The sequence below is a fragment of the Gemmata algarum genome (assembly GCF_034097035.1).
GTDB classification, from domain to species: Bacteria; Planctomycetota; Planctomycetia; order Gemmatales; family Gemmataceae; genus Gemmata; species Gemmata algarum.
In genome coordinates this window covers 1-6,573 of sequence record NZ_JAXBLV010000033.1, presented here as the reverse complement: position 1 = coordinate 6,573, position 6,573 = coordinate 1, and the positions used below count along the sequence as shown (strand labels likewise).

The 6,573-nt window shown below is 61.9% G+C and carries 8 protein-coding genes; 2 read left to right on the top strand and 6 right to left on the bottom strand.

What is annotated here, in order from left to right; genetic code table 11:
* Nucleotides 1-680 precede the first annotated feature (680 nt).
* The 6 genes from R5W23_RS04885 to R5W23_RS04860 all read right to left on the bottom strand — a co-directional run bounded on the left by R5W23_RS04885 (nt 681) and on the right by R5W23_RS04860 (nt 5,454).
* The gene (locus R5W23_RS04885; RefSeq protein WP_320685365.1) at nt 681-1,736 is read right to left on the bottom strand and encodes a hypothetical protein; all 1,056 of its coding nucleotides are present in this window, start codon (nt 1,734-1,736) and stop codon (nt 681-683) included.
* A complete protein-coding gene (locus R5W23_RS04880; RefSeq protein WP_320685364.1) occupies nt 1,720-2,979 on the bottom strand; it encodes a DNA cytosine methyltransferase in 1,260 nt (419 codons plus the stop codon). Before R5W23_RS04880 ends, R5W23_RS04885 begins: the two co-directional genes overlap by 17 nt.
* 171 nt (nt 2,980-3,150) lie before the next feature.
* Nucleotides 3,151-4,356, bottom strand: a complete 1,206-nt coding sequence (locus R5W23_RS32865; protein ID WP_320685363.1) for a hypothetical protein — start codon at nt 4,354-4,356, stop codon at nt 3,151-3,153.
* 321 nt (nt 4,357-4,677) lie between these two features.
* Entirely contained in the window at nt 4,678-4,932 is a 255-nt protein-coding gene (locus R5W23_RS04870; protein ID WP_320685362.1) for a hypothetical protein, read from the bottom strand.
* Nucleotides 4,917-5,117, bottom strand: a complete 201-nt coding sequence (locus tag R5W23_RS04865; RefSeq protein ID WP_320685361.1) for a hypothetical protein — start codon at nt 5,115-5,117, stop codon at nt 4,917-4,919. The genes R5W23_RS04870 and R5W23_RS04865 overlap by 16 nt, the downstream gene beginning before the upstream one ends.
* A 199-nt stretch (nt 5,118-5,316) precedes the next feature.
* Nucleotides 5,317-5,454, bottom strand: a complete 138-nt coding sequence (locus tag R5W23_RS04860) for a hypothetical protein (protein ID WP_320685360.1) — start codon at nt 5,452-5,454, stop codon at nt 5,317-5,319.
* Between the two features lie 318 nt (nt 5,455-5,772).
* Here R5W23_RS04860 and R5W23_RS04855 point away from each other — a divergent pair, with 318 nt between their 5' ends.
* Both R5W23_RS04855 and R5W23_RS04850 read left to right on the top strand, forming a co-directional pair.
* The gene (locus R5W23_RS04855) at nt 5,773-5,997 is read left to right on the top strand and encodes a hypothetical protein (protein WP_320685359.1); all 225 of its coding nucleotides are present in this window, start codon (nt 5,773-5,775) and stop codon (nt 5,995-5,997) included.
* Nucleotides 5,994-6,573, top strand: a 580-nt coding sequence (locus R5W23_RS04850; protein ID WP_320685358.1) for a recombinase family protein, incomplete at its 3' end; no start/stop codon positions are given. The genes R5W23_RS04855 and R5W23_RS04850, both read left to right, overlap by 4 nt.

Genomic DNA, 6,573 nt, shown 5'->3' with positions numbered 1-6,573 from the left:
GAGATCTGTGATGGCCCCGAGCTGCTCGGGCGTCAGTTTGCTTTTCGCCATCGGTAGACCTGCCTTGCACTTGGGCCAAACTGCGGAAGGGGATTTGCCACGGACCAAGATAGTCCAACACCCACCAGACGCAAACCCGGTCCTACACCCGTAGATTCGGATCGTCATGCTACCAACCTCCCCGGCGGTGGGTACTTTGGGGTACACTCCCAACTATCCAAACAAGTGGGGGTGTCATTTCCCCAAAACAGGGGGTGTTTCGAGCCCGTTTTCAGCAACACACCAAAGTACACACCCGGTACGAGGTGGAACACGGAGGCCGGGTGGATGGGACCAAGCCTGGAGCGAATCTCAAGGAGATTTTTGAGCTTACACTTTTGCGACACGCCCGTGGTAGGTGTCATGGCGACTGGCTTGTGCCACGGGCAGACTGACCCGACCAACGACACGATGACGCTCACGGGGCCGGCGCGTGGGCCGGTGGCATCGGGATCGGCTCCGATTCCGATGGCCCTCGCGCGCTGGACAACCGGGAATGCATTTCACTGGCGGGTACGCCGAACGAATTCGAGTGTAGCAGGAGAAGCACCCGCAAGACGAGGCAGCCCCAGAAACTACCCGACAACCCATTTCCAGGGTCGGCCAGTTCTGTCGAAAGTGATCGCTTCTAATTGGCGCACTTAGCGTTCGTCTTCGTCGTCTTCCTCAAGGTCTTCAATCTGCTCTTCTGGCCTGACGCGGGCGATTTGGAACTCTTGATCACCCAGCTTGGCCGTGATGGTCAGCCCGTTGTCGGTGATCGACAGGGGTTGTAGCTTCTTGTAGCTGCCGTCAACTTCGGCCAGCGGCAGCCGGACGTACCTTTCCACGAAATGCCCCATCACCGCCCCAGCCTTCTCCTCAATGTGCCTCCAGGCGTCCAAGCCGATGTGGGCGGTGCCGCCGTACTGCCGGAACTCGGCTGACAGGTCATCGAGCCGGACGGACGGTGTCGGGTCAAGCACCAACAACACGGGCGTGTAGCCCGACGACTTGCAGTCCTTCGCGAAGTCGAGTTCTTCCTTGAACCGCCCCTGGCCACTGGCAGCAATCGTCACCCGCATCTTGAACTCGTAGGCGGTCTTCTCTTCCACGCAGTCCACCTGCCTGCCCTTCGTCGGGTCAGAGGCACGCTTGATTGGTGACTTCTTGTGACTGTACGACGTGCCGCCCAATGCCGCTGTCAGGATCGGCTCGAACAGGTAACCCGTCTCCTGAGCCGAACGGTTGTCGATGTCGTACAGCCACTTCCGCCAGACCAGCCAGGACGCCAATGTCTCGTTCGGACGCATCCCGTATTCCAGCAGGCAGCGCGGGACGATCGTCTCCATCTTCGGGATAGCCTGCACCTCCAAGATGCGCTCGTACTTCCGGCGTCGTTTGTGGAGTTCGCAGAGGCATTTGAAGTAGGTCGCGAAGTCTTCGATCTGCGACCGCAGGTTCAAGAACAAGTCCACGAACGTGGTGGTCGCCTTCACCGGGTTCGTGAACCAGTTCAAGGCTGTGCCGTAGTACCCCTTCGACAACTCGTCCGGGGCTGCGACGGCTTTGACGAGATCCGCCTTTCGGAGATCGGTGGCGACCACGGCACAAAGCCGCATCAACTCCCCATCTTCGAGGTAGATGGGTATGCCCTTGCCGCCCAGCTTTCGGGCCGCGTTGACCAGCTGCTTGGTTTCTTTATCGAAGGTAGGCACTCGTCTTCTCCCGCAGCCCTGCTAGTGTGCGTTCAAGTGCCGGGCTCATCGCACTGGCTTTGGTCGCCTCGATGCCGAACCATTTGCCCGTTGATGGCTCCTTCGCCTTCCATGTCGCCATGCCAGCAATGTGTTCGGCCAGCAACTTCATGAAAGCGGGCGGAATGGCATTTCCGATCTGAGTCGCAATTGAAGACCATGACCCCGCAAACGAGAACGAGTCAGGGAACGACTGGATCCTTGCACACTCTCTCAGAGTCAGAAGCCGGTCTTCGACAGGGTGTACGAACTCCACCGGCGAAGCAGAAGTAATCGTCAGCGACGGGTCGGCACCGATCAACCGCTTCAGCCCCGATGGTGCCCCGCCACGCTTTTCGGTCGGTGTGCCGTCCATCACCCGGCGGAATGCCCTGCGCGTGAAGCTTGCGTGTTGTAACTCCTGCGGCAAGTCCTTCATGGTCTTCCCTTGACCCAGGTGCCGAATCCGTTGTGCGGTCGTCTCGTTCACCCGCTTCACGGTGTGCAGTGTGAACTTCTCGGCGGCGGATCCTCGCATTTGCCGCTGGTAGTCGTTCGCCGGTGGCAGGTTGAAGGTGACTTCTCCCGATTCCACCGCACCCGTCATGTCACTGATGGCGTCGAGAACCGAAAGCTGTGGGGTCGGCCCGAAGAGCATGTCCGACCTGACTTCGCCATGCGTCTCTTCGGGGAAATCGAACCCGCAACCTTCCCTGTTGCCCACCACAATCACCCGCTTTCGGCGTTGTGGCAGCCCGTATCTCTCCATGTAAACCTTCTTTGCACGAACCCAGTACCCGGCCTTCAAAAAATGCGTCACCGCTTCCGTGATGTAGTAGCCGTCATTCGATGTCAGAAGCCCTTCGACGTTCTCCATGACAAACCAGACCGGGCGAACACCGATGACCAGATCCACGAATTGCTTGAGCAACGAATTCCTGGGGTCTGACCAGTCCTTCGCACCGGCGGATGAAAAGCCTTGACACGGTGGTCCCCCGGTCATCAGGGCGACTTCCCCAGCCCGCGCACCGACCCGTCGCAAGATGTCCGCAGCCGTCACCCTGCCCAAGTCCGTCTGCCACAGGTTCCCGGCTCCGATGTTGCCGCTGTAGGTCTGGCAGGCGTCATCATCGAGTTCCGCTGCCAGGGAAACGCTGAACCCAGCCTGAGAGAGCCCCAGACTGCACCCGCCGCACCCAGAAAACAGGCTGATTGCCGACGCCATTCAGCACGCTCCACGACGCGATTACCACCGCCATCTGGTTGTACCCGAACCCGGACCATCCTTCTACTATCGGTTGCCGCCACCAATGGTCTTGAACGAAAACGGCGAGCATTCGGGACTGCCGACTCGATTCCCTGTGTACTGTGGGCGTATTTGATCATGTCGGATTGATCAAATACTCGACGTATGATGCCGAAGTCTCGAAGACCATGTACAAGTCGCTGATCGCCTCCGACGTGGACGGGGTGATTGAGGTGGCGAACGGCATCCTGAAGATGATGCGGAGGGCCGCATGAAGCGGAAGAGGCAGGAGGACGCCCAGCCCCTGGAGAACGTCGTCACGAAGAACGTATTCCAGGGCGAAGTCACGAACTGGGCGAAGAAGATCGGTGTCGAGCCGAAGGAGCTACACGTCCGCCCCATGACCCGGAAGTGGGGGTTGTGCTCGACCACCGGGCGGGTGGCCCGACCCACAAGATCGAGCCGGGCCGCACGCCGGGTGGGACGACAAGCTGGTCGAAGCTCGCCGTCGCGTCCCAGAACTGTGGCAGTCCGAGCTATTAACCCGCCCACAGAATCTGGTGTGCCGGGGAGATACGGGTGATCGTGGTGATGCGCTCTATCCCATTCTGCTTCGCAGATTGGACCCGCCCCAGCATCAGGACGGCATTCTGTGGCTATTAACCCGCCGCCAACCACGACCGGCTGCTCGTAATCGCTCTTCCACAGTCCGTCGGCCCAGAGACGCTCCTGCTCCGGGGTCAAGCTCCCCGTTTGAGCAACGTCAGGAACCCGGACCAGCAGCCGCTCGGTCCTGGCGACGGACAGCCCGGCCCTGCGAGCCAGTGTGCGGATGTTGATGGCGGCGTCCGGGCTCCGGGGCAACAGCTTGCCCAAGATCCCGGCGTCCTCTTCGTCGGCATCCGGTGGGCTGTACGGCACCGCCAACTTGTTGCTCCACTCGGCACGGAGTTCATCGCGGACCCTCTTGGCCGAGACGGTCTTGAAGAACCGCGTTCCCCACGTCTGGTTCAGCCCGTTGCGGGCACAGAGCAGGACCCGGTCCTGATGCTTCGGCCAGATCTTGTACAGGTAGCCGACCACACCTCGGAGTTCGCCGGGCTCCACGGGGACCAGGGTCGGCTGTCGGCCCCCGGCGTTGCCCCAAAGCTTGACGATTAGGTCGTGCAACTTCCGCTCGGCGATGTCCTCGTCGGCGTAGAGGACGTAGTCGTAGTGCTGCTCATCCACGCTCGTCGGGTGTGAGTTGGCGATCAACTCGATGGTGCTGCTGAACCGGCTTCGGTAACACCGCAGGGCGTGGACGAACGCCTCCCGCGTCCGGGCGTGGTCCGCGACGGTCGCCGCGTCGGGCATGGGAAGCAGCCGCGAAACGTCCGGGTGTTCGCAGGGCGGTACTTGGTCAGATAGTGGCAGATGACGGCGGTATCCGACTTCGCCCAGCGCATCCGACATTCCAGCGAGCAACGCGAGCAACTGCAGCGGATGCGGTAACCTTTCTCCGCACTCAGTACCCGGAACCCTTTCCGGTGCGGGCAGTAGTGGGCGGGCTCCAGTTGCCCGAAGCACCGGCTGTTCGGGTCCACGGCGATCTTGCGGCGGGGCATGCGGCCTGTTCATCACCTGCGCGTCCTCCTCCGCCTTCGTGACGACGGCCTCGGCTGGTTCACCATGATCTCAGCGGGCGGTCGTACCCGCTCGTTCGTGCCCGGCGGCGTCGATGATGCCGGTCACTTTGTCTGCGTCCCAAACGTAGTAGTACGTCGCGAACCCCCGGCTCGGACGGGTGGTCACCAGCCCCCAGTCGAACGCGGTGTGGCTCGGCTTCCCGTCCTGGGTCCGCAGTTTCGTCTCTTTCAACCACTTGCCCACTTGGTGGCTGCTGACGCCGTAAAGACGCCCAATCTCGGTCAAGCTCAAGAACTCGGACATGTTCCTCCAGGGATCTTCTTGTGGGTCTTGTTCGACAGGTACGCACGCAGGGCGGGCACGTCCGCCTCGGACATCGCCCAGCAGCGGCCCCGCAGCCTCGCACCCCGGACCTTCCCGGTGATCACGGCGTAGTGGCACCGGCGGTACGGGAGGGCGTGCTGCTGGCAAAGCTCTTTCAGGGTCATGAGCACCTCCTGCCGCTGTCTATGCACACGACTGTCAAACCCGGTGCGGAATTGTAGTCAGGTCCGAGAGCGGGCGTCGGGAGGGTCGGTTTTTCGGACGACTTACTTCGCGCGAGCCGGTGCAGCGGCGGGATACTTTCGTGGGGCGGTCAACTCCGGGGAGTACGACCACGGCATGGTGGCTATCACCAGCCGCGAACTACTCCTCGTACTCCTTCTTCCACGCCCCCGGCTCGACCTGGGCGATGCGGTGACGGGCGACGGCGACGGATCCCTCGTCCAGTTCGGTGCCGGGGCAGTGGCGGTCGCCGAGACACCGGACAAAGAGCGAGCCCACCGTGAAGTTCGAGGGAATGACGTTCGAGAGCCCAAAGTGTCATCCTTCTCCCGTCAACAATGACAAGGGTGAAGACGGTCCCCGTCTTTCGGCCAGCGGGTGCCAGTTGTAAACCATTCGCGCACAAGATGTTGCGTATTGACTTGCGGGCGTTCGCCGCTAGAGTTAGGTCGTGCGACGTTTGCCGTCGCGGACATTTTCGGGTCGCGGTCGGACTGGCCGCGACGACTTGCTTGGGATGCCGAGCGGCGACTCAGTCGCTCATCTTTTGCCCGCAGCAAGTCCCTTACCGCCCCAGCACGGGGCCAGGGGACTGCTATGGCTCAAGATGGAGAAAACCGGGGTGACACCCCGCTGCCGCTTCCCGATGGCACCCCACCGTGGATCACGTCCGAACTCGTTTCCCACACCGTGGCCCTGTGGTCGCGGTATTCGCCACGTCCATTGAAGCTTGAGGACGCGGTGGACATGCTGGTACAAGTCGGCGAGTTGTACGAGGTGCTGGGGCTGTCGTCGCCGAACACAGAGGAGGATCGGCCATGACCAAGAAGTTCGTCGCCCTGGCCCGCGTCAGCAGCCGGGAGCAGGAGCGGGAGGGGTTCTCACTGGACGTGCAGGTGGACGCGCTCCGAGCCTACGCAGTGCGGAACGGGGGCGAGATCGTCAAGCTCTGGCGGATCGCGGAGACGGAATCGAAGGCCGACGAGCGGACCACTTTCAAGGAGATGATCCGGTACGTCCGGGCACGCGCGGGCGAACTTGCTGGCATCCTCTTCTACAAGATCGACCGAGCCGCACGGAACCTGCCGGACCACGTCAAGCTGGAGGAACTTGAGACGAAGCACAACGTCCCGTTCATCTCAATCTCCCAGCCGACCGAGAACACCCCAGCGGGCCGGATGATGCGGCGGACGCTGGCGAACATGGCCGCGTTCTTCACCGAGCAGCAGTCGCTCGACGTGCGGGCGGGGCAGGCCCGGCGGGTCGAGAGCGGGCTGTTCATGGGGAAAGCCCCGTTCGGCTACCGGAACGTCCGCGTCGAGAAGCGGGGGTTGGTAGAGATCCACTCGGAGAACGGGCCGAAGGTGAAGCGGATCTTCCACCTCTACGCCTTTCACA

What these genes read in the sequence shown, in the direction of transcription:
- R5W23_RS32865 (WP_320685363.1), bottom strand. Translation starts at nt 4,356, where the DNA reads ATGCCCGACGCGGCGACCGTCGCGGACCACGCCCGGACGCGGGAGGCG.
- R5W23_RS04855 (WP_320685359.1), top strand. Translation starts at nt 5,773, where the DNA reads ATGGCTCAAGATGGAGAAAACCGGGGTGACACCCCGCTGCCGCTTCCC.
- R5W23_RS04880 (WP_320685364.1), bottom strand. Translation starts at nt 2,979, where the DNA reads ATGGCGTCGGCAATCAGCCTGTTTTCTGGGTGCGGCGGGTGCAGTCTG.
- R5W23_RS04865 (WP_320685361.1), bottom strand. Translation starts at nt 5,117, where the DNA reads ATGACCCTGAAAGAGCTTTGCCAGCAGCACGCCCTCCCGTACCGCCGG.
- R5W23_RS04870 (WP_320685362.1), bottom strand. Translation starts at nt 4,932, where the DNA reads ATGTCCGAGTTCTTGAGCTTGACCGAGATTGGGCGTCTTTACGGCGTC.